The organism is Siphonobacter curvatus, from assembly GCF_002943425.1.
GTDB classification, from domain to species: Bacteria; Bacteroidota; Bacteroidia; order Cytophagales; family Spirosomataceae; genus Siphonobacter; species Siphonobacter curvatus.
In genome coordinates, this window is the sequence record NZ_PTRA01000005.1 from 341,353 (window position 1) to 365,933 (window position 24,581).

At 43.0% G+C, this 24,581-nt stretch carries 15 protein-coding genes; 6 read left to right on the forward strand and 9 right to left on the reverse strand.

The window, feature by feature from the left end; genetic code table 11:
* Positions 1-23: 23 nt before the first annotated feature.
* The 4 genes from C5O19_RS21520 to C5O19_RS21535 form a co-directional block, all read right to left on the reverse strand.
* Entirely contained in the window at positions 24-719 is a 696-nt protein-coding gene (locus C5O19_RS21520) for a 3-keto-disaccharide hydrolase (RefSeq protein WP_104715436.1), read from the reverse strand.
* A 128-nt stretch (positions 720-847) separates the two neighbouring features.
* The gene (locus C5O19_RS21525; protein WP_104715437.1) at positions 848-2,803 is read right to left on the reverse strand and encodes a RagB/SusD family nutrient uptake outer membrane protein; all 1,956 of its coding nucleotides are present in this window, start codon (positions 2,801-2,803) and stop codon (positions 848-850) included.
* 10 nt (positions 2,804-2,813) lie between these two features.
* Positions 2,814-5,975 (reverse strand): SusC/RagA family TonB-linked outer membrane protein, encoded by a 3,162-nt coding sequence (locus C5O19_RS21530; protein WP_243406471.1) that lies wholly within the window; start codon positions 5,973-5,975, stop codon positions 2,814-2,816.
* 936 nt (positions 5,976-6,911) lie between these two features.
* Complete coding sequence (locus C5O19_RS21535; RefSeq protein WP_104715438.1) at positions 6,912-9,968, reverse strand: T9SS type A sorting domain-containing protein; 3,057 nt, start codon at positions 9,966-9,968, stop codon at positions 6,912-6,914.
* An 827-nt stretch (positions 9,969-10,795) separates the two neighbouring features.
* Between C5O19_RS21535 and C5O19_RS21540 the strand changes: the two genes are divergently transcribed.
* Positions 10,796-11,548, forward strand: coding sequence for a sulfite exporter TauE/SafE family protein (locus tag C5O19_RS21540; protein WP_104715439.1), 753 nt, complete (start codon positions 10,796-10,798; stop codon positions 11,546-11,548).
* A 58-nt stretch (positions 11,549-11,606) separates the two neighbouring features.
* Here the strand turns inward: C5O19_RS21540 and C5O19_RS21545 are convergent, their stop codons facing one another.
* Entirely contained in the window at positions 11,607-12,329 is a 723-nt protein-coding gene (locus C5O19_RS21545; protein ID WP_207766500.1) for a helix-turn-helix domain-containing protein, read from the reverse strand.
* Between the two features lie 406 nt (positions 12,330-12,735).
* Between C5O19_RS21545 and C5O19_RS21550 the strand changes: the two genes are divergently transcribed.
* The 4 genes from C5O19_RS21550 to C5O19_RS21565 all read left to right on the forward strand — a co-directional run bounded on the left by C5O19_RS21550 (position 12,736) and on the right by C5O19_RS21565 (position 17,940).
* Positions 12,736-14,067, forward strand: coding sequence for a TolC family protein (locus C5O19_RS21550; protein ID WP_207766502.1), 1,332 nt, complete (start codon positions 12,736-12,738; stop codon positions 14,065-14,067).
* A gap of 10 nt (positions 14,068-14,077) precedes the next feature.
* Entirely contained in the window at positions 14,078-15,121 is a 1,044-nt protein-coding gene (locus tag C5O19_RS21555) for an HlyD family secretion protein (RefSeq protein ID WP_104715441.1), read from the forward strand.
* 6 nt (positions 15,122-15,127) lie between these two features.
* Entirely contained in the window at positions 15,128-16,717 is a 1,590-nt protein-coding gene (locus C5O19_RS21560) for an MFS transporter (protein WP_104715442.1), read from the forward strand.
* 674 nt (positions 16,718-17,391) lie between these two features.
* Entirely contained in the window at positions 17,392-17,940 is a 549-nt protein-coding gene (locus tag C5O19_RS21565; RefSeq protein WP_104715443.1) for a hypothetical protein, read from the forward strand.
* 367 nt (positions 17,941-18,307) lie between these two features.
* Here the strand turns inward: C5O19_RS21565 and C5O19_RS21570 are convergent, their stop codons facing one another.
* From C5O19_RS21570 to C5O19_RS21585, 4 genes are all read right to left on the reverse strand, one after another.
* On the reverse strand, positions 18,308-18,805 hold the full coding sequence (locus tag C5O19_RS21570; RefSeq protein WP_207766505.1) for a VOC family protein: 498 nt from the start codon (positions 18,803-18,805) through the stop codon (positions 18,308-18,310).
* A 78-nt stretch (positions 18,806-18,883) separates the two neighbouring features.
* Positions 18,884-19,771, reverse strand: coding sequence for a helix-turn-helix domain-containing protein (locus tag C5O19_RS21575; RefSeq protein ID WP_104715444.1), 888 nt, complete (start codon positions 19,769-19,771; stop codon positions 18,884-18,886).
* 45 nt (positions 19,772-19,816) lie between these two features.
* On the reverse strand, positions 19,817-20,473 hold the full coding sequence (catB, locus tag C5O19_RS21580) for a type B chloramphenicol O-acetyltransferase (protein WP_104715445.1): 657 nt from the start codon (positions 20,471-20,473) through the stop codon (positions 19,817-19,819).
* 111 nt (positions 20,474-20,584) lie between these two features.
* Complete coding sequence (locus C5O19_RS21585; RefSeq protein ID WP_104715446.1) at positions 20,585-21,856, reverse strand: hypothetical protein; 1,272 nt, start codon at positions 21,854-21,856, stop codon at positions 20,585-20,587.
* Between the two features lie 191 nt (positions 21,857-22,047).
* Here C5O19_RS21585 and C5O19_RS21590 point away from each other — a divergent pair, with 191 nt between their 5' ends.
* Positions 22,048-23,181 (forward strand): hypothetical protein, encoded by a 1,134-nt coding sequence (locus C5O19_RS21590; RefSeq protein WP_104715476.1) that lies wholly within the window; start codon positions 22,048-22,050, stop codon positions 23,179-23,181.
* The last annotated feature ends 1,400 nt before the right edge of the window (positions 23,182-24,581 follow it).

Consider the following 24,581-nt stretch of genomic DNA (forward strand, 5'->3'; position numbering starts at 1 on the left):
CATTCATCAAAACACTATTTCTTTTATTTCTCCAGTATCTTGATATTTTTGAACCAGACCTCATCGCCGTGATCTTGCAACAACAGGTGTCCCTGAGCGGCATCCCCGAAATCAGGGAATCCTTTATATTTGCTGTAATTGACCAATGCTCGCCACATTTGATTATTACGCTCGTACTCAATGATTTTGACCCCGTTCAGCCAATGTTCGACGTGATTGCCCTGTACCACAATCATCGCCGTATTAAATTCCTGCGGACGGTACGGTTTGGTAGCGGGGGCCGCAATCAGGTCGTATAACGAACCCAGGGTCCGGTTACCGGCTACCCCGGCCTTCGCGTCGGGATGTCTGATGTCATCAAGTATCTGATATTCACAGCCAATACCACCCCGAGTGACAAAATACTTGATGCCACTATTGGCTCCTTTAGTTAGTTTAAAATCAACCTTGAGAATAAAGTTTTTGTAGGTTTTGGTCGTGATAATATCACCGCCTTTTCCGTCCTTGAGTACTTTCAGTACCCCCTCTTCTACGTTCCAGCCCTTCGTTGGAAAGGCCTCGGAGCCAGAGCTTTTCCAGCCGTTTGTCGTTTTACCGTCCCAAAGTAATTTCCAACCCTCTAAGCGTTCTTGCTGAGTTAGTACGTTATCAGCGTTTTGAGCCCAGGCTGTAGTACACAGAGAAAACCACAGCATAACCAAGGAGTAATATGTTTTCATACGTTCACCACTACTAATGAGCAAATTAATGAATTTGAGGATTAAATGCTTGTAAACGAAGAAAGAGGGATACCCCTCCTTCTTCGTTCCGTCCCTACAGACGAGCTTTTGTGGATTGAAACCTAAGCTTATAAATAACCGGGATTCTGGTAGGCCGCTTTATCAGCAGCCGGCATATCCATGTTATCGAGCTGTCCTTGAGGAATAGGTCTCAGGAAGTGATAATTTTCGATTTTTCGGGTGTATTTAGCGGGCGTGTGATCGCCTACGTTAGGGCCACAAATCGTGTAGGTCGCCGCAACTTCTTTCCAGCTCTGCGTCCGTACCAGATCATACCAGCGGTAACCTTCGCCGTAGTACTCTCTCGAACGCTCGGCCAAAATATAGTTCATATCAATCGCCGCGGGGGTAGCCGCAATCATGGCTGCACTGTTGTCAACTACTTTAGCCACATTGCCCTGATTGCTCCAACGCCATTTACCCGCCCGGGCCCGGATCACATTGATGAGATCCCGTGCCGTTTTTCCGGCTTGTGTCGTCGCTCCTTTTACTGCCGCTTCTGCCGCAACGAAATAGAGTTCTGAGAACTTAGCAATATTGAACGGACGCGTGCTGGCCGCATTGGGCTGGCCTAATCCGGTACCGTTGTCGGTACGGTACGGACCCAGCTTCCAAAGTCCAGGGTACACCAGACGACTGATACCACTGGGGCCAACTACGTAATCAGCCCGACCGGGCAATACGCCCACACCCACGCTACTTTTGTACACCGAATTCGAGTAATCGATGGGTGTACCAGGATCCTGGTCCAGGAAGGTCAGGATAGCATCGCCGGGACGAACCTGCAAATTGTTCGCGTTGTACAGGAACTCATTGGTAACCCCAGCTCTGGGCCAGTTACCCCGGTAAGCCGTGGTGAACGTACCATCGTAACGGGAGTCGTTGGTTTTATCCGCAAACGTCTTGTTAAATACTTCATGCGGCGGAGCCATCCGTACCCAGGGACGACCCAACGACTGAACCGCCTCCCGCTGTACTGAATTGACCGTACTGGGAGAACTCCAGTTGGTTTTTGAACTGGTGATGCTGGTATAATTCCAGGTTAGCATCCAGCTGGCGAAGTTATCCGCGTCACCACCCCCAGCGTACGACAGGCTGGAGCCATTATAAAGTTCACTCGTTTCGGTATGGTCAGCATACAGAAGAATTTCACTGTTCCGATCGTTTGAGCCCAGGTTTACGTCATAATACGTATCCTGCAGTCGGAAAGGTCCTGGATTAGCAATGGCTTGCGTTGCTACGTCGTAGGCTTTCTGGAAATACCACTGAGCATCGTGACCATCCGGATCCGTACGGCTGGTTGCCGGATACGTTGGAATATTATTGGGGTTCTGCAACCACCAACCGTACGTCAAATAAGCTTTGGACAGGTACAGGCTCGCCACCGTTTTCGTTACACCTCCAACTACTCGGCCAGTTGCCGGCAGATCGTTTACTGCTTTTACCAGATCCGGGAAGATTACTTTGGTATATACCTCGGGTACGGTATTACGTTTGGAAGTGCGCAGCGTCGAGATGTTGAATGCTAATTCACCAGAGCCCAGATCGAGCGGTACGCCGCCGAAGGTTTGCACCAGCATGAAGTAATCAAACGCTCTGAAAAACCGGGCTTCCGCGATTAATGCTTCTGAAATACCTACGGCTGTCGCGTTTTCAATCACCCCATTGGCCGTATTGATGTTTGGAAAGGCATTGTACCAGATGTTGCTGGCATCACTCGCCTGGGGCGTGATTAACTGCGTACCCGAAAGATCGTGCGTTTGAAAGCCGCTTCCGCCGCCGCTGGCACCCCAGGTAGCCTCATCGGTACCGGTCATGCAGGAATTATAGAAGTAGGCATTTCCAAAAATCCAACGCAAGTGAGCATACATACCCGTTAACCCGCCGTATACCCCTTTTTCGGTCTTGAAGTAATCAGGCGTGTAAATGGCCCGGGGTTTCTCATCTAAGATCTTGGTGCAGCTCGATAACAACAGCGTTAAGGCCGCTACTGTTTTCAGGTTCTTTATACGTAAACGTTTCATAGTAAGTTTTTTAGAAAGTCAGATTGACACCTACGATATAGTTTCTGGTGGACGGCGTGTTGGTGCCGATGGTCAGAATACGTCTGAGTGCCGAAGACAAAGGAACTGCGGCGTTTTCGTTACCATAGGAGTTGGTTTCTGGATCCATTCCCGACTCGCGGTTATACGGCGAGAACATGACAAATGGATTTTGTGCCGTGAAGTAGAGGCGGAGGGTATTCATTCCTACGCGTCCCAGTACTTTGCTGTTCACATTGTAACCCAGCGTCATGGTACGAATCTTCAGGAAAGAGGCGTCAAAATAACCCAACGTGCTACCATATTTCGGGTTATCACCGCCGATGCCACCTGGAGCGGGATACTTGGCTGCCGTGTTTTCCGGCGTCCAGTAATCAACGCGTACGTTGTTTCCGGCCCGGGAATTCAGATTATTCAGGTAACCTGATGAACCGTACAGCGTACTGTTGAGCAAGCCGCCATTTTTGAATACGCCCACGATGTTCAGATCAAATCCTTTGTAGGCAACGCGGGTATTGAAACCACCCTGGAAATTGGGCTGCATATTCAGGATCTGGCGATCGGTCGCATTGATGGCCCGGGTGGGTGCTCCATCCGAATTATAATCGCCCGTGTATTTCACGCGAATCATCCCCGCGTTACCACCCGGCTCGTAGATGTTACGGAATTGATCGTTTTCCTGCCAAAGTCCAATTTTCTCGTAATCGTAGATGACGTTGATCGGATGGCCCACAAACCACCAGTTTCCTTCATCCCGTTGTTGTCCGGAAGCCAGTGAAACCAGCTTGTTACGGTTGGCATAGATGTTAAATCCAACATCCCAGGTCCAGCCATTCACATTTTCCAGGACCGTACCGTTCAAATTGAATTCAAAACCTTTATTCTGCGTCTGACCGATGTTAGCCGTGTAACCGCCTACGCCTGAGGTTGGGGGTAAGCCCACGCCCAAGAGTACATTTTTGGTCTGCTGCTCGTACAGTTCAATCGTACCGGACAGGCGGTTATTGAACGCCTTGAAATCCAGACCCAGGTTGATCGTATTAGAGAACTCCCAGCCCAAGCGGGGGTTTGGAGCATTGGATACGTAGAAACCCGTAGCGTATTCAGAAGGCCCAAAGTTGTAGGGCCGAGTAGCTAGTAATCCCAGCGTTTCGTAGGGGTTTACAGCCTGATTGGACGTTTGACCGTAACCAACCCGAAGTTTCAACTGGTTGATTTTCGTAACGCCAGCCATGAATTGCTCCTTGGAGATATTCCATCCGGCAGAGATAGCGGGATATGCATTCCACTGGTGTCCTTTGGCCAAACGAGAGGAACCATCGGCCCGGAACGTTACACTCAGCATGTAACGATCATCGAAGGAGTACATGACGCGTCCCATGTAGGATAATAATCCCCATTGGTTATAGCCCTGGTTAGCAGGGTTTACCGTGATCACTCCGTCGGCCCGGCCCAGGTTATAAAACTGGAAGGCATCGGAAGGAATATCTCGAGCTCCAATGGACGAGGAATTGAACGTGTTCTGCTGAGCGGAGTACAAGCCTACCGCATTAATCTCGTGTTTTCCGAATTTGCGATCGTAGGTCAACAGGTTTTCAATCGCCCAGTTAAGGGTATGCGAATTGCCAATACCCGCCGTAGATTCGTTGAGTGGGTTACCACTGAAAACACCCTCGCCCGTGTAGTTACCGCTCGTACTCTGACGGTAGTTCAAACCCAGGTTAGCTCGGTATTTCAGTCCCGTAACCCCAGGAATCTGTACTTCTGCGAACACCGTATTGTACGAACCATACGCCCGAGTCTGGTCAATATAGCTGTCACCTAACGAGTTGAAGCGTTCGAGTGAAGGCACCCACTGGGGACCCGATGTTTGCTCCTGAATCAGGGTTTTCATGGTACCATCCGCATTATACGGATTAGCAATCGGCGATCGTCCCAGGGCCATTCCTACGGCCGGGCTATTGTTCCCATTACTGACCGTAAAGTTAGAATTGGTTGAAAAACCAATCCGGAAATGCTTGTTAATATCCTGAGTGATCGAAGCCTGAAGCGAGTAACGTGAGAAATCCTGCAGGGGAACTACGGCATTTTCCCGGTAGTAACCCAGCCCGAAGGAATAACTTCCCTTTTCAGTACCTCCTGACACATTGATATCGTGGCTAGACATGAGTCCGGTACGGTATACTTTATCCTGCCAATCCGTATTTACATCATTGGATTCATCAATCGTGTTTTGGAATCGCTGAAGACTCGCGGCCCGCAGAGCGGCAAACTCCGGACCATTCATCATCGGATATTTCGCGAAAACGGTTTTGGGGCCGTGGAATCCACTGTAGGAGAACGTAGCTTTCTGTCCGCGTTTGCCGGTATTGGTCGTGATCAAAATAACCCCGTTGGCTCCGCGAGAACCGTAAATAGCCGTTGCCGAAGCATCCTTAAGAATATCAATGCTTTTGATATTGTTCGCGTTGATATCCGTGATCGATCCCGAAAAAGGAATACCGTCCAGTACGATCAAAGGGGCGTTATCCGCCCGGAGGGACCGCTGACCACGAATCAGAATTTCCATCGCGGCCCCGGGTTTAGTTGAGGTTTGTGAAATCTCCACCCCTACTACCCGTCCCTGCAGGGCCTGCGTTAAGTTGGCCGCCGGTACTTCTCGCATGACGTTGCCGGTCACTGAAACCACCGAACCGGTTACCGCTTCCTGACGCTGAGTACCGTACCCTACTACTACGACTTCATTTAATACCTTATCGTCGTTCGACAGTATCACATCTACGACCGTCTGTGAACCAACGGCTACTTCTTTGGTAGCGTAACCAACCAATGAAAAAATCAGGGCCGTATCGCCGTCCCGAAGCGTCAGCCTATAATTACCGTCCTGATCGGTAGTCGTACCGCGGGTCGTTCCTTTGATCAGGATGTTCACCCCGGGTAACCCCTCTCCGGTATCTCCCGTAATACGACCTCTAATTTCTTTATCTACGGCATGCTTACGCGAAGGAACCACCTTCGCACTAATACCGAAATGAGTGGGTTTGATAGGTTCAGCCATACTGACCTGAGCCAGTAAGACCATCAATAATACTCGCAGCACCAGGGCTTTTATATTCCAGCTGCGGGCATTATGAATTGTAGAAAAATGATGCATAGTGTTTACGATTTTAATTAGTTCACATCAGCTTAAAAGAGCAAAGTCTCCCTCACCATTCTCCTCAGGAGAATGTTCCTGTAGCGTGGTCAAATGGAGCGGGCAACCAACAAAAATTGCGTAGCTATCTTTTTTGATGAGTAAGGTATGCAGGACTATTTCATAGAAATACAGGGTTAAGTTGACAAAACGCATGGGTTAAAAATCGCACGAACTCATATATACGCTACTGAGTATGTACGATCTATTTAATAAAAAATTGACGGTTATAATCCTCTCCTCTAACCATTCATAAAAGACAGTTAAAAGGATTTTTGGCATTATTTGTCAAAATGACAATTTATTTTTTACGAAGAGTACTCCCATGAAATGCAGGAATTACTTCATAACTTTTCTGATATATTTTTTAACTAATCATTGAAACAAATGTAGTTCTATCCGGAAGTTTAGTAGGAGAAGATTTGTGAAAATAAATGCTACAAATGTTCAAAAGGGCTAAATTTCATAAAAAATAGGTGATAAAATTGGATGATACGGTATCATTTGCCTCTACAAGCCCCTTTTCAAGCGGTTATCTGTCCGTGCAACCTCTGCCCCGGCGGCATCGGCTGGAAAATTAATTCGAAGAGACGCTTTCATTGCTGGTAGGTTCAGCTCCCCAGCTTTAGAGAAAACCCAATCGCTCTATGCTAATTTCTCATCTAGCTACTGAAGTTGTGTTTAGTTTTTAACCGTAACGTATGTAGAATCCTTTTAAACGATGAGATAAAAAATCATGAATGTCTTCCTTTAAAAAATAGTTTAAGCGAATTCAATTACTGTTCTATTTTGACTATCTAATTTTGTAACTAATACGTAATCTATTTTATAAGAAAAGGAGTGAATTTCTAGGCATAGAAAGCCACTCCTTCCTTTAAAAAAATATTAAGTCAGTATTTATTTTATGAACTTTCCTTTGAACTGATCCGTGTGGTAGTGATACATACCCGGAGCTAGTTTTGATACGTCAATTACCTTTTGTTCGGCCTGATCTAATTGGGACTGAAAAACGGTTCGGCCTACGGCGTCGATAATGACCAATGATCCGGTTAACTTATTACCATTAAAATCAATGGTCAGCAAATCCTTTACCGGATTAGGATACACGCGTAAGGAAATCAGCGTTTCCTTTTGCACCGCTCGCATGGGAGAATACTGATAGGCTCCGTCCAGATCCAGTTGCTTGAGTCGGTAATAACGGGTACCGGTCCAGGGCGAAGCGTCCGTCATGCGATACTGATGCTCGGTTACGCTTGTGCCGTTTCCAGTGACAAAGCCAATGGTTTCGAACGTTTTTCCATTTTCACTTCTTTGTACATCGAAGCCAAGGTTATTCTTTTCAGCATAAGTAATCCAATCGAGTTGTACACCATCCTCAACCGATTTGGCCGTAAATCTTCCCAGACTAACGGGCAGGGGCTGATCGATCAATTCCAGCTCTAAACTTGCTGCCGTAGTCGGCAAACCAGGAGTCAGGTACGCATTAAAGGATTGGATGGCTGGTTGAGAAGCACTGGTAACCCGGCTGAATGATGCCACGCCATTGGTATTGATCAGGTAATAGCTGCCCAATGGAATCGGGACTCCGACGTATATGCCCGTAGTTATTCCTGCCTCTACCGCAAGGGCTAGCTTTTGTTCGTTATGGTTGGGCGATGGAGTAGTAAACTGTTGCTTGGAAGAAGCAATTAATCCTGCTCCTTCAAATACATAAGCTCCGCTTCCACTCACCAAGACGGGGGTATTCGCAGGAATTTTTCCAGTAGTTATCACTCTCCCGATTACTTTCGAATCAGCATATTCGAGTGTATACGCCTTGACACCACTCGGGATACTAGCTTCAAACGGTAGAACGAACATTTTTAGCCCACCTAGCGTAGTACGGAACGTTGCCGAAACCGCAGTAAAGCTTTGAGGAGCATAGAAATCGCCTCCTCCCTCGATGAGTTCAAGTTTCGTACAACTTTGTCCGTTGATTACGTTGGTTTTGTCACTGACGGTACTGGTTTGCACGTAATACAGACCATTCTTATTAGCCGCTGCCGCGTGCCATTCAGTTTGAGCCGGTATGTTGGTAACATTCGTAAAGTCAAGCGACGTGTACGTAATGTCATCCAGGCAATCCATCAAGTAACTATCTGCTGCACTGTACACGCCCGAGAACTTGTAGCCCCGCTCAGTACCCAAGGCCACGTATACGTCTTTGAATTTGAAGGTCAGACGGGAGGTTGCGTTAGCACTAGTAATCCCAATGATACCCCTACAACCATCGGTCAGTACATCCTCGGAAATATTCAGCACCCAGTTGAAATCGTTTCTTTTGTCAAAAACAATGCTGCCGTAATTTTTGGAATTTACGACTCCCTGCTTGTTTACGTAATAAAGCGTAGTATTACTTGAAGAATAGTTAAAGCTGGAGGAAAGGCTTTCCACCTGAAATACCAACCGATTAAACTTATCTCCCAGGGGCAAATACCCATTAGTAGCGTTGGTATTGTTACTAAACAACGGGGATGAATTCAGGAACGTAAAGGTCTTGCCACTAAGCTTATATCCGGTACCAAAGGCTTGCGAGGTTGGGGTTTTATTGTCGAGTTTCTCGTAATTCACCACCTCACTGGTCATTTGAGAGGGTTCGAAATCTCCGCTCTTGGTAAAAACGAGTGTAGTTACACTGGAGGCTTTGATGGCCACCTTGGGCCGATTGGTTTCCTGGAGAAAATCCACGTTGCTTTCAACCATACTTTCCGTCTGAGTCGTACTGATGGCTTTGCCCTCGTTGGAAAGAAAGGGTAAATCCACCGATAGATTATACGTATTCGAAGACGGGTTGATGACCACTACCACGATTTTATCACCCGTTTCGGATAAGTAAGAAGACCCTCTCAACTCACTCGTGTTATCATTCCAGCTGTTTTGAATGCGGGTAGAACCGGTCACATACTTGGCGTAATGCGAAAGAATATTGCCTCGTTTGGTCATTACCCCGGCCGTCGTACCAAAGAGTCCATCGCCCAGCGGTCCGTAATACCGCTTGGTTGCATAATGAATCCAGGCATTGACGTTGGAAAGCAGGGCCTGATTTAAGTCATTAGCAAACGAAAAGCCGTCAATGGACCAGTTGAAATCCCGGGAGACTCCGTTGGTGTTCCAGTTAATGAGATACTCTGTCATCCAAACCTCTTTTCCCTGAGCCTGTACATTAAGCAGACCTGACTGAATCCCCCCGTACTGGTGACCAGCGAAGATATCAAAGTGCGGCAACACCTCTGCATTGGCGAAAGCACTGGCGTAATTATTCGTGATGCCTACCGTCTCGGGTGCAAGGACTTTGCACTTGATCACACTTCTATAACTTTTAAGGAAGGTGGTCATCTGATCGGGCGTCCAGATACATCCGGCATAATCCACCTGATAATCAGGCTCATTCTGTAGCGATATAGCTTCCAACGTCACGCCATTTTCCCGCAGATACGTAACATAGTCATTAAGATAATTGGCGTAGTCGGCGTAATGCTCCGGCTTCAGGTACACCGGTTGCCAGACTCCGTTTGCATCCTGATAGCGGGAAGCAATGGTATTGTAGGTTTTCCACTCCGCTGGCATCGACCAGGGCGAAGCAAAGATTTTAATGTTCAGGGATTGAGCGAGTTGGGCCGTTGCCAGCGATTGTGGCCAGTTATCTTTGCCAATCGGTATATAAATCCGCATGATATTGTAGCCCGCTTCGCTGCCTGCTCCCCACATTTTGCGTATTTCAGCCTCATCCATGTGGTTGTAACCAAATTGAGGACTATTGACAAAGCCCCCGAAGCCCGTAATCTTCTGATACTTCTGGTCTTTGTTCACTTTTACGGTGGCTATTCTCGTTTGGGCGTGACTAGTTGGATAAAGCACGACTGTCAAGACTAGTAAGATAACCGATCTTACCAGATTAAGTAATTGTTTTTTCATAGATGGTTTATTGTAAGTAATTGCTAGGACTCAGAGGTTAACCTGTTAAGGACCCTTCACTCTATGGGCCCATACGCTTGTTAAAAATTAGACATACCATGCCCACGCCAGGATGGGCCCATCCTGACAAATCATATAAGCTCTCCAAACTGAATGGTTGGATTACAGGTAAAGGATTTTACGGTAACGTGTAGGGTACTTCTCGTAATGGCTGCTGCCCTAAGGCTTTGATTCCGTCACGTAACAGCGGCTTAGTAGTATATTAGGTCGTTTGAGTTTGGTTTAGCTTACTTTGCTAATACTGGTTAAGCATTCGCGGCAGATCATTACTCAGTAAATCTGCATGTAATCAATAATTAATATAATTATATCGATACAAATGTAGGATAGTTGAAAGGCAAAAGCCTGCTACAAATCGTCAAATGAATTGTTCTAATGTTCAATTGTCCCTTCGTTATAGGACTGCTTTACCTAAGTAGATTCATCAACTCTTTTTTACTAATATTCTGGCTACTTATCTGTCGTTTTACCGAATGGAAGGAAATTCTCAAAGGGATAGCTGGAACCTACTTTGAGAAACGAGTCAGTAGGTAGATTAGCCCTTATTACTCCCTAGTACCAAACACTTTTTCATCCCTCGGTCTTAGCCTATGCTTGCCTGACTTACCCTGCCGCTTGAGATAAAATCATTACAAGAAGCTCTAAAACTTTTCGTAAATGGTCTGTTTATAAAAGGTTATCAGCGTTTTTCTTTTCCTCCATTAGCTCCCCGTTTGTACTTTCGGGGTATCCAATGATTTTTCCGCACAACCTAACCTATTGAAACGATGAGTGACTATCTGCTTCTGTTTGTTGTCGGTCTTGTAGCGGGGGCCATTAATGCGGCGGCAGGCGGCGGCTCCTTTATTACCTTTCCTGCCTTCATCTACGTGGGTGTACCGCCTATTCAGGCCAATGCTTCCAGTACCGTAGCCTTATTTCCGGGTAGCTTAACCAGTGCCTGGAAATTCAAAGAATACATCCGTCCCTTCCCCGGGGTTTCGATGCTGGCCATGATCCTGTTGACCTTTTTAGGCGGGTGTAGCGGGGCCTTACTGCTACTATATACGCCAGCTAATAATTTCAATCAGGTAGTACCTTGGTTACTGCTAATCGGCTCGTTAGCGTTTGCCTTTGGCCGACAAACGGGTAACTGGTTACGAGCCCGCGTTCACATTAGTGCGGTAGTCGTTTTATTGGGTCAGTTTCTACTAGGTATCTACGGTGGCTACTTTGGCGGGGCGGTCGGAATTATGATGATGGCAGTGTGGTCCTTATTCGGCCTGTCAGACATCAAAGTCATTAATGCCAATAAAACCTTGTTTGTAAGCATTGCTAACGCTATTGCCGTTCTACTGTTTATTATGGCAGGTAAAGTATACTGGCTGCCAACCAGTATCATGCTCGTGGCTACTTCGGCAGGCGGCTACTGGGGGGCTCTTTATACGAAACGATTAGATCCTGAAAAGTTGCGAACCGGAATTATCGTCTTTAACTTTTTGATCACGGCTGCTTTCTTCGTCAAAATCTACCTGGGTTAAGCTTGACGGGATCAGCTCTATCGGGATGCATTCGCTAAAACCAGTAGTCAATTGATCATTAGGGCATAGACCTGAATTCTGTAGGTCGCATATTGGTCAGTTGAGAAAACGTATTACTAAACGCTGAAATATTTGAATAGCCTACCTCATAGGCTATTTCGGTAATGGTAAGACCTGTATCCTTCAACAGCTCCATGGCACGAATAATTCGCAGCATTTTGACGTATTGAGTAAAGGATATACGCAAGCCATTCCGGAATAAACGAGTTAAACTTCTTACGCTAAGGCCAAATTTTTCGGCAATAGCTTCTAACGAAACGGGTTCACTTAATCGGTTTCGCAAATCTTTTGTAATAGCATTTAAACGTATATCCTCCGTCGTTGGAAGCTGAATCAGAAACTTCTTAAGGTTTTCTTTGGCTAGGAGATTTTTTAACGTGTTTAAAAACTCATACTCCCAAGAACCGGAATAAAAATCGCCTTGCAATTTTTCGCTAAATGCCAGCATCTCAAATAAGAGGCCACTTACGGGATATATACCAAGATCATTATAAAACCCACGATCCTCTTCGCTAGGGAAATAGAGGTTAATGATGTACACATCCTGGGCACTAAACATCAAATTGTGTGAATAGTGACTAGGAATCCATACGTAATGATTAGAAGGAATGTATAAATCCTTCTCCTGGGTTTGCAGATAAGCGATTCCGCCCAGCACTAATAAAAGCTGTCCCTTCGTGTGTTGGTGCCTTGGTAGCTGCTGCTCTACCTGTTGACGCATGACCACTATAGAATTGGGGTACTGGTCAACACTTCTGCTTAAGTCGGTTAGAAATCTCATCTGGCCAAAATCAACAAAATATAGGCCAATTATACAAAATAGTGGTCTTATCGCTCTCCTACATTTGCATAAATGTTTTAGAACAATTCTAATAATGCACCCATGACCACTACGAAGCCAGTTTATACTCTTCTCCATCGACTTGAACCAGAAAATGATCAGCAAAAGCTGTGGGAATGCGACTGGAATACTGCCCAGTTTTATTGGTACGCAGGATTAATACATCCCTTCTTCATGCCCTGGAGCTTACTTGCCAGTATCAGTGCAATAAGGTTAGTATTAAAAGACTATTGGAGAAAATGTAACGATTCAGAGATTAACTCTGGTAAAGAAAATCGATAAGATCATGCAAGTCCGATCATTAATGATAGTAGGAATGCTAGTTATACTAGCATCTCCAGCACTTGAAGCCCAGATCTCCGACCATGCATCCGTATTAACGCTTGAAAAAATCTGGACTATTGCCGCAGCCAGCAATAAACAACTCAAACTGGCTTCCTTAAGACGTCAAGAAAGCGACATCCGTGTTTTAGAAGCCCGAGACAAGTACTTGCCGGAACTCTTCGTTACGGGAGATCTTAAACTCAATTCTACATTTCTTCTTTACGAGAATGGGTTGTTTTCTACGCCTCAGGATGTGCCTATATCTAAGTACGGCTATGGTGTAGGCTATAGTTTGAACGTTGATCTTTATCATGGAGGAAGAAATAGAAGGGCTGTAGAAATAAAGCAAGAGGAACAAAGACAAAATCAACTTGACTTCGATTTCCAGAAAAATAACGTCAAATATGCCTTGGTAGCTGCCTACTATGATTTGTATACCTTCTTGCATTTTAAGGATTTCATTGAGGCTGAAATAGCAACGGAGAAAAAGCAACTAAGCACGATAGAAAATCTTAGCCGGAATGGTGTAGTACTGAAAAGCGACGTATTGAGAACATCGGTTAAACTCTCTCAACTGAAGCTTAGTCAGGCAGACCTAGAGAAAAAAATTGAGCTTGCTAAACAACGGCTGAACCTATTGATGGGGCGTGACGGCGAAGAAAGGCTGGAAATCCCCTATCAGGAACCAGTGTTATTGGATACGTTAAGGGAATTTGACTATTCAGATTACCTTACCATCGCCCTTCATCAATCCCCCGAATACAAAATCGTTCAAAGTGATGTCAAGCTAGGAGAGCTAAATCTTAAACAGGTGAAAGCCAGTCAGCTGCCTAAAATTTCTTTATTCTCCAATTACAACTACACGTATCCCCAGATTTCTTTTTATCCCTATTCAAACAACCTGTGGGGATTTGGACAGACTGGGCTCCGAACGTCATTTTCTCTGGATAATCTCTACAAAAGCAGGCATTCTATGGCCCATGCCCATAACCTGTATGAGCAGGAAAAAGAAAAGTCAGAACTAAAAAAGGATGAGTTAATCAGTAAGGTTAAAGATGCCTATTTGCAATTGAAACAAGCCTTAGAAAGTGTAGCGACGGCAGAAACGAGTATCGCCCAGAGCGTCGAAAGCGTGAGGGTAATCAGAAATAGTTACCTAAACCAGGAATCGTTGCTAACCGACCTACTGGAAGCCGAAAATGTCTTACTCAATGCAAGATTTACCCTCATCAGGGCACAGGCTACGGTTAAACAGAGCCACATCAAATTATTACTTATCACGGGAAGTCTTTAACATTCGATTTATGAACCTAATTAAAGTTGACAAAATCGTAGTAAAAACCACTCAGTGGCTAGGGATACTAGGGTTAGCTGCCGTGTTGGTGTGGGGAATCATTTATTTTCTAAAGGTACAACACTACGAGCAAACCAATGACGCACAGATTGATGCGTACCTGTCGCCAATTAATGCCAAGGTGGGTGGTTACATTCAAAAGATTTACTTCAGGGACAATCAAAGAGTCAGCAAAGGCGATACGCTGGTAGTAATTGAAGCTGACGAGTTCAGCTTGAAGCAGGAGGCCGCCGCCGCAGAGCTGATGAGTGCTAAAGCCAAAATAGCCATTCTGATGGCCAATGAAGAAACACAACAAAAAAACATCGAGGTCATCAAAGCGGGCAGGATGGGTTCACAAGCAAAACTTGAGCAGCAGCAGCAGGAGTATAACCGTTATCAGAAGTTATTGGAAAACGAATCCACTACGCAGCAAAAGTTTGAGCAGGTTTCTACAGTGCTCAAAATAAGCCAAGCCGCTTTTGCAGAAGTACAAGCCGCTTTAATAGCTGCTGAATCGAAATTGAATGATCTTAAAGCCCAGCGTTTGGCAATCGATGCTGAAATCAAGACAAAGCAGGCATTACTGGCCAGACAGGAGCTAGACGTTAGATATACCGTCATCACTGCACCTTTTGCTGGTCAATTAGGCAAGAAGGTCATTCAAAACGGACAATTAGTACAGCCTGGACAAACCTTAGGATTCTTAACCAATGAAAGCGAAGAAAAATGGGTGGTGGCCAATTTCAAAGAAACTCAAATCGGGAACTTCAAAGTTGGGCAGAAAGCAGAAATAGAGGTGGACGCCTTCCCGGATGAAAAGTTTTTCGGCAGGATCGAATCGCTCGCTCCAACGACAGGCTCACGCTACTCCCTTTTACCTCCCGATAACGCAACGGGCAATTTCGTAAAGGTCATTCAGCGTATTCCTATACGAATACAATTAACGGACAAGGGCCAGAAGTTGTCTAAACTTTCAGCAGGCATGAATGCTAATGTGTCTATTATAAAGTAGGAAGGCATGCAACTTCATCACATCCCTCTGTTCAAACCCTGGGTTTCCGAATGGCTGGCAAGGACCGTTATCTTTTCCGTTCTGCTGATTTGCTTATCCAGTTTTGCCCTGTACAGTAGTCCGCAAAGCATGGCTGGTTTTTACGGCGTCGAGCCCGCTGACATACAGTATGCGATGATCCTAACGTATGCTTCTGTCGTTACATTTCTTGCCCTGGATTACCGGATGATCCGGTATTTTTCTTCTAGAAACTATCTATTGACAGGACTGGCATTGCTCATAGCGGGTGACATCATTTGTTTCTATACGAAGGACTGGACGCTTTTTATGCTCTGTGGGTTTGTTCATGGTATGGCCTGTGCCCTCTCGTGCAATATCCTATTGACCATGATATTTCCACGTCTGCAACTGACCAGGGCAAGGGTGATCGGATTTACCATCTTTTACGGTGGGTTACAAATAGCCACACCGCTATATTCTATTTACACTACTATTATACTACACTATTTGGATTTTAATTGGGTGTACTATGGATTGGCTATGTTGACCTTAGCCGTATCCATTGTCGTTGGGTTGACTATGCACGGAAAAGCACGGCTGCATAAGAAACTACCACTTTATCAGTTAGACTGGGTTGGGTACCTCTTTTACACCTTTTTTTGTCTTACTGTGGGCTATATTCTGGTATTTGGTCAAAAGTTAAACTGGTTTGACAGCTCTCTCATCAGAGGTTTAGTTTTGCTAGCCTTTGCAGTACTGTTACTGTTTATCAATAGAGAAGCTCGATTAAAACGTCCTTTAATTAATCTTCGCACCTTTAAAAGCCGGAATTTCATCGTAGGGCTGCTGCTGCTATTCGCTTTTTATCTATTCAAAGGAACTACAGGCCTTACGTATGGATACGTGGAGACTATTTTGGGAACAGACCCGCTGCATCTTATTCCACTATGGGTATGTGTAATTTTGGGCACGGTGATCAGTATGTTCATCACCTCACGTTTCATATTGACCGGTACGCCATTACTGAAGTTGATTATTGCGGGTTTTGTGACGATGGCTTTGTATTACAGTTACATGTTAGTTTTCGTATCGGTCACTGGTACTACCGAAGATTTTATCGTTCCGATGTTCATGTATGGAGTAGCTACCGGCCTATTGTTTGTTCCCATCATCATTTTTACTTCTTCATCGTTACCTGCACCTATTGCTTTTAATGCCGCGTTAGTGGGCATATTCGCCAGATTTGCAGGTTTTTGTTCGAGCATCGCTATCAATAACTATATTCAGCTATACACCCGATCAGCGGTTAAGGAAAAAGTAAGAGAGTCCATTCATGAAACGAATCCTCAAGTGCTACTTACCTTACAAAACATACAAAATTCTTATTTGAAGGCAACGAATGATGTATACACGTCCAAGGAAGCGGCTCATTCCTACTTCAATTACCTAATCAAGGAACAGATATGGGCACGTTCAACCAGAGATTACTACAATCTTATGTTAGTAGGAATAGTCTGTCTCATCGCTATACTCCTACTAGTGCCTGTCCTTAAAAAGGCGTGGTGGGAATTGCAAAAAGGCAAGGTACCTTCTTAGATTTTACAGTGAATCTTATTTGGCCCTTTGGGCTAGTTGCAACGTTTCCTTAGCCATCTCGGCCTTTTTCATTTCTGGTATGAGAGATTGCATATTTCCATAAGGTCTATTCGATAGAATTATCTTTCAGGGTAAGTCGGAAACATTTTAGAAGCATTAATTTCACATTTTAAATATCCTATAAGCATTCTCAATATAGGTAACAACTTGAAAGATTTATGTCTTCGGAGCCAGACCTATTATACGAGTTGATTAAACATTACCCCAATAATTCAACTTGGGAGATAAGGAGAGACTCATTATATGAATAGGTTCAAGGGGATAAATTCAACGTGCCAAGCAACCATGAAACCTTCCAGTTGATTGCAAAGGTATGGGTAAGGCACAGAATCCAGCTCACTGGAAGCCTACACAGCAATTCAACAACCATTGGTCAACTGGGAATCTGACTAGTTATAAATCCCTTACCATCTTAAATGTAGTAACAAAAATCTGTTGCTTTTAGGGAAATGGCCAGGTTGCTCTTCGATTGGATTGCTCTAGACTTATTCACAGATTTAATTACCCGTAGAAGACTTACTGTAAAATATTTTTGAAAATTGTCTAATACGGCAAAGGCTTTGAATATTTGTTTTTTTATTAAGTTAAATTCTAAAACAAACACCTACTCAATCATGAAGTATTTAATAATTATCCTATTATTCTTCACTTATGCATCATCTGCACAAGTTAGGAAACCAATATGTACAGAAGGCAGATTAAGGGGTTTTCATGAAATGCTAGTGTCGCAAAAAGAAAACATCGAACAACCGACTGAAGACGAGGAGGAATGGTATAGTTTCCCCTGGCATGTATCAAGTCTTCTAGAAGACCCACAGTTTCTGATGCTTTTCAACAACCCAAATTCATTTTATACTTGTTACGAGCAAATAATTAACCAAAAAAACCTGAGTCATAGAAGTAAATATTTTGCTATATTATCCATGGGGAAACTATCCTTAACAAAATATATACTAATCGTCAGACAAACGTACCGGGCTTATCTGGATGGCTTAGTAAATGAATATGTACTTGAAGAATCATTTCAACAAAGCTTTTTAGAGGGAAGTATATTTACAAAAAACAAAAACAATTCAAAAGTGCTTCAATTACTTGAAGAAGTATCTAATGATCCAAAAATTCCATTACCGTTAAAAAAAACGGTTCATAATATAATAAAGTAAGTAATAAGTAAAATGAATTAGACTTAATTAAATAGATATGAAAAGAGATCAGTTACTAAGTCTGGCGATCTTAACGCTTTTTATCCTACCTGATACTGCACAAGTTGATATGGCTAAAAAACCATGTATCATCTTGGAATAAAAGTCGGCATTAACTCAGCAACTACATCGGCGTACCTGATAATGCTCCGTATTTTCCCAGTTTTTTAGGTGGTGTAGTATGAGAAGAGCGATTCAATGCCCAGCTTCCTCTAGCCTACGAAGCTTCAAGGGTTGGTCTTCCTTCAAATAGAGGAAAAGGAAAGATTTACCCGTATTAAACAGAACAAGTCTTAACTAATACAAGTAAATCCTTCAGTATCTTATCTTACGGATTATATACTCCATTATACAAGATGATTCTCCAGCCGTCCGGGTCTTCGTAGGTTTTGCTTTTGTCTATCCAGTATGGATTTTCTGGTTCAACAGGCACTACTCCTATTTTTTGTATTCGGGCATTAGCTTTTTCATATTCATCCGGACGGTCGTAATAAAAAACCAATAAATTTTCCTTTGTAGGTTTAGGTAAAGGAGCTTCGTCGATGTGCTGGGTAAATTCTAAATGATACGTTTTATCTGGCATTCCTAACATTACACCGTCATACCCTAAATGATCTTCAAATTTACCCAATATTTGTAAGCCCAAAGCTTCTTGATAAAATTTCACAACCTCCCCAAGTTTGTTAGTGGGTCTTGCTATTCTGAATTGGACAGCTTTCATTTCATTTTTACTAGTAAACGTTTTCAATACAGTATGCTTGTTACACGACGTGACAAAAGCCCATGTGACAACTGAAGCTATAATACTTATAGATTTTCGTTTCATGCTTTTTGCTTTAATGTTACGCCACAAAATTCTGAATGAAACCTACCGTGAGCAATTGCAAAAATTCGGATTCTGTTGTCAATTTTCCTGTTTGTTCTGATAATGCACAGGTGACATGCCTTTTATTCCCTTAAAAAAGCGAGAGAACGCAGAAGTAGAAGCGAAACCTAATTGATCAGAAATACATTTAATAGAAAGCTGTGAATATTTTAAAAGCAACTCCGCTTCCAGCATAATTCGATTTTGAATGAGCGTAAGAGCTGATAGCCCTGTTTGGTTTTTCACACACTCACTGACATATTTAGGAGACAGACACATTAAGTCTGCATATTCTTTAACTGACTTTAATTGATGAAAATGTGTATCTACTGATTTTCTAAACTCATACATGACCTGATACTGCCTGTTAATTGATTTATCGGAATTCAATAAGCATAGTTCACATACTCTGTTGTAATCGTAAAGTATCTGCAGTACATACAATCTTGAAACATCAAGACAAAAAGCTGAGTGACTTTCTATTTCTTGTTTTATTTTTTTGAATTTATAATAAGTATCATTAAACTCCTCTTGATTTAAACCAAATATGGGAGGATAGTCAGGATTGATATACAAGAGTTCTTCCATAATTTCGCTTTTTACAAAACCATTCTTTACAAAATCAGGCTTGAATAGTAAAAAGCAAGCATCAAAATCTTTAGAAATTTGTCGAATGGAAAAAACGGTAGAGGTTGGGATAATAGAAACGGTATTAGATTCTATCAAAAAATTGTGATGACCGACCACAACCTCACCTTTACCCGCTGCACACAGAATGACTAAATGAAAATTTAATTTAACTGCATCAATAGGTTTTAGACATTCACTTACAGAAAAAACACAACAACTGGTGTCTTCTGTATTACTCGGCTGAAGACATAGGTGCTTTACAATGAATTTTTCAATTTCTAAGGATTCTACAGTCATTTTCTACTGGTATTAGCTCATTGCGAAATTGCGGGTTGGAGCAAATCAGATGTTCGAAGATTGTCCTGTCAACCCCTTATAAGTTTTATAAAAATCATACAGGTTATCGATATTATTAGAGCAAAGTATGGGTATTGCATTACTTAATACTTCATCATCCCAATTCCACCACTGCATCTCTATTAGCTTCTCTATGTGATCTTCCAAAAACCTTTTTTTTATCAGTTTTGCCGGATTACCACCAACAATTCCGTAAGGCTCTACATCTCTGGTAATCAAGGCTCTACTACCAATTACAGCTCCGTCTCCAATGGTAACACCTGGCATAATCATCGCTTCACTGCCAATCCATACATCGTTTCCTACTACTGTATCTCCAGCATTTTTGAATCCATCAATAGCACTTTTAAAATACTCGACTTCTGACATATAAAAAAAAGGGAAAGTCGATACCCAATCGTGTCGATGCCCCTGGTTTCCTGCCATAATAAAACTTACACCGCTACCTATTGAACAATAAGAACCAATAATCAACTTATCGACATCTTCCCTGTCGGGCAATAAATATCTTGCACATTCATCAAAAGAATGGCCGTGGTAGTATCCTGAATAGTACGAATATTTACCCGCGATTATATTTGGGTTTTTGATATGGTCCTTTATAATTTTTCCTTTGAAAGGGCTGTCGAAGAAATTCTCCATAGTAACGTATAGTTTTAATTAAAAAACAAAATAACGGGTATTGGGGGTGTATAACAAAGTGAGCTTGTGAATTGCTTACTCTAAGGAAGTCCGATTTCGTTACCCCAAAAACTATTGATTAAAAGCCTGGTATATCGTTTGTTTACCTGTCAACAACCTAATCTGCCGTATAGCACCGGTTCCTTCAAATCCATAGCCTAGTCCTACAATTTTACTAGCATACTTGGGAGCTGGCAACTGAAAAATTAACTGATCATTCATGTAGAAAAGAAGGAATCTTTTGTTGCCTTTGCAACTCACTTTCACCCAATCTTTGTACGTGGTACCGAAGGAAGATAAATCGGTGGACTGACCATTAATCAGTGTATCGATAGCGAACAATTTCAAAGAAGAAATGCAACCATTTTGACTTAATGGAATGCTAATTGCACTCCCTTCAGTAAACAACACAACGCTAGTATGTTGACAGATCCCAGCTCCCTGACCATACGTGTTTTTGAGCTGACAGCTAAAGTTAAAGTCATCGGTACTGACGGGTTCGAAATTGCCCACATTGTAATAATGCACTGCTGGAGGATCCGGTTGTAATGGAATCCCGTTTGCTTGAATCGTTTCCAACGATACATTCAAACCTGCCGCGTCACCAATAGCCGATTTTGCCAAATAAATGGGCACGGGTTTCCGATCAATCAAGGCTAGCCAGCCCTCGGTAGGAATAACCACGGTATGTTTGCGGACCGTGTGGGTACCAACGAGCAGACGTGCTTCATAAGTACCCGGATAATAGTACAGTGAGGTAAATGCATGAGCCTGTCTATCCACTCGTTGCCGCCGACTAGGGTCCCAACTCTGTTGAATAAAAATGGAATCAGTGGAGGCTGCGGAGGCATCATATGAAAAAACTACCGAATTGGGAATACTGCGGGTGATGGCTCGGCTAGCAAAGCGATACGTAGGGTGCTGATTCGGCTGAAGTCGATCATACATGACATAAGTAACCAGTAATCCGGTCAAAAATAGGCCACTGATTATCCAAATATATTGTCGCCACTTCGTACGATAGAATAATCGACGTGCCGGTTGATGAGCAGGTGGATCCGTCTGTTGGTTTTGATCGACAAACTGTCGGAAAATACGCCAATCGGCATGACCTAAATATTTAGCTAGCGTATTTAAGGTCGTTATACTGGGTAAGTGATCATAACGAACCCGCCCCCACAATCGACGGAGTGTACTAGTGCTCAGCCGCACTTGCGTTTGATCAAAGATTTGCTCACTCAGCACTTCAAAATCCGAGTTTTGCCAACTGTCGCTAGGCCCCCACGCCAGCTTTTTTTCAATTTCAAGTCGGTACTGTAGCCAGTACTTGTCTTCCTTTTGCATTCAAAATCAGCGTGATACAATTTGACAGCGGTTGAACAAATCTTGAATCTGCACCTACTGATTGTGTTTCTACTTTTAGCTCAATGCTATGACAGCTAAAAGTAATTAAAACCAACAAGCAAGCAATGAACCGGATTTCATTCAACCTGTTAATGAGCCTTTGTCTCTGCGTAATCATTCTGGGCTCAATCATGGCCCAACCATCTAAACCCTTAAAAAAGACTACGGGCAGCCTCAGCATCCCTATGGAAGCCTCTTATTGGATGTTCGATTCTAGTAAAGTTGAATTTATCACGCATCGAGGAGTCAAAGCCGTACGCAGTAAGAATCAGGCTCCTTATCAGATTTTTCTTAAGAACCCGTCTTTCGCTGAGGGGACTATTGAATTTGATGTTGAGCTAACGGGTATCGGATTTCCCGGCATTAACTTCCGCATGTCAGCAGACCAAAAGCAGGGCGAAAATTTTTACATTCGCTCGTTTGGTAGGGTTCCGCCCGAATTACGTACGACCTTACAATATGCTCCTATTGTCGACGGCATAAGCCTATGGGATCTCTATGACGACTATCAAACAGGAGCGGTTATTTATCAGCAAGGCTGGAATCATGTCAGACTGGTTATATCGGGGCAGCGGATGATGGTCTTTGTCAACGATAGGGCCAAACCCAGTCTTTACATCCCGCGTTTAGAAGCTTCAAGCGCTCAGGGTGGCATCTCTTTGAGTGGAAACGTGATCTATGCCAACGTTAAAATTGACCCCAATCCACCAACCGGCCAATGGGGACAAACCGATTATAATCCGCTTGCCACAGACACTCGTTATGTGAGAAATTGGCAGGTGCATGGCCCCATCGACTTCCCCTTTGGAAAGGATATAATTTATCCGCTTCCTAGTATGTATGGCACGCTAAACCGATCGGATATTCCCGATAGTACTGCCTCCTGGGAATCGATTCAGGCGGATGCAAGAGCAATGGTCAATTTGTCAAATCGCTATGGTGGAGTACCTAACGACAACCGTCGATTGGCTTGGTTAAAGACAACAATTCATTCAGATCATGCTCAACAAAAAATAGTACACTTGGGTTTTAGTGATGAAGTATGGCTATTTGTGAATGGGCAAATTGTTTATGTTGATAAGAATTACTTCGGTACTCCTAATGCGAAGAACGATGGACGGTGCAATCTAGAAAACGCTCAAGTACTTTTATCTTTAAAGCCTGGAAAGAATGAGATTATGATTGGTTTAGCAAACTATTTCTATGGGTGGGGTCTGATTGCTAGATGGTCTGACATGAACGGTATTCAAGGCATTAAAAACTAATTAGCCTACACAATTATTTGGTGCAAAATTGTATGGGAGTACAGTAAAATATTTCACAGGTTTGTTGCAAACGAAAATGGATCTATGAGATAGATCCGTAGAGGTACCGGTATTGGCCGAAAGCTTCTAGAAACAGCACTTGCCTATTGCCAAGAAACAGCGTTCAAACGTTGTATTTGTTAACAACGGATGTACCAAAAAAGGCTATTTCTATGTACAAAAAAGCAGGCTTTGAATTAAGTAGCTCAATTGAAGTTACGTAGTGGGGCCAGCTCCTTCATGAAGAGCGTTACGATTTTATGGTAAGTAAAGTGCCTTAAGTATGCTTGCTGAATGGGCCATTAGCCCTATCCTAATAGTTATAGATTAAACGGATCATATCTTTAATTCTATAGTATATAGTTTGTAGTATTGAGCTAGCCACAAAACACTGGGCAAATTTATAAGCTGCATTGTGAAGTGTATGATTCAGCTTGTCTTAGAGCTTAAATAGGAGAGACATTCTTAGTACAAGTCTTTGACATATAGATACTTATTTAAAAAATATGTTTCAGTCCATTAAACGAAACGGTTGAAATAAGATAATATCGTTTCCGCATCAAAATGGGAACAGTAGCCGAAAACTTTAGAGTATTAAACTGCCTGACTTTACCCTGTTCAAGCGGTTGGCCTTTTAGCTTTATTTGGTAGCGATCGCCACCATTTACATCGTATTCTAAATTAAAGGGCCGGATAGCGGGGGAATTCCGGAACACGGATTTGGTAATTTGGCTTTTTAGGAAATCCTTTTTTATTTGCCCATTAGCAACGAAACTAACTAAAATCAAAACAAAGAGAATAGACTGTATTTTCATAGGCAATAGTGTGAACGATGGAATAGCTGTTAGTGCTAAAAATAATTCCTTTTCAAAGGCTGATCATTTTTATGCAAACATACTTGACGGAAGTTTAAGCACATACTTCTTAACTTATACTATTAATTTTCTTTAACTATTTGTAGTGCTGGATTTTGCAGTAGTTAAGTGGTCGTCGTTTGTCAAAGGTTATAGCGTTCAAACTGTAATATAAAGAATACTTTAAAAGTATATATTTAATCAAGATACACTTACTCATTTTCTTTAAATCATTAAAAGAATAAACTTAATACTATCCTTCGAAAAATAATACTAAATCGGTTGATCTATGAACAAAGTATTTAAAGATGTAATACTAAAACTTCAAGACACATGTATGCCTGTTTTTACCTGAAAGGACATAAAGGTTTTTATTACGCTGATTAGCTAAACCTATTAATTAATGTGTTATCGTGTAATCATTGGGCTGTCCGTTTTATTACTGATGAATACTGTTTTTGAGGAATACTAGAAAAAAGCCTCATTGAGACTAGTACGATAAAACCT